Raw genomic sequence first — 235 nt, 5'->3', positions numbered from 1 at the left:
GGCGTCGGTAGGGTTCTGGATGAAGCGGATCTTGCCGTTGAGCCAGCGGGCGTTTTCAAGCTGTTGCATGAGATCGGAGACGAGCCATCCCTCCCGCCCGGCAAAGACGAGGGTAGGAACCTGGTCTTCGGGCAGGTCTTCGAGGAGTCTGCGCCAGACGCGGAAGAGCAGGGCATGGTTCTTGCGGGCCTCGAGGGTGGAGACGAACAGGACGTAGGACCCATTCACGAGAGGC

The 235-nt window shown here is 62.1% G+C and carries 1 pseudogene; it reads right to left on the bottom strand.

The window, feature by feature from the left end:
* Positions 1-235 (bottom strand): annotated as a pseudogene (locus JN414_RS16690) (glycosyltransferase family 1 protein); the annotation flags it as partial.

It is taken from the genome of Gluconobacter sp. Gdi (genome assembly GCF_014132155.1).
Classification (GTDB): Bacteria; Pseudomonadota; Alphaproteobacteria; order Acetobacterales; family Acetobacteraceae; genus Gluconobacter.
This window is presented reverse-complemented; position numbering and strand designations above follow the sequence as displayed.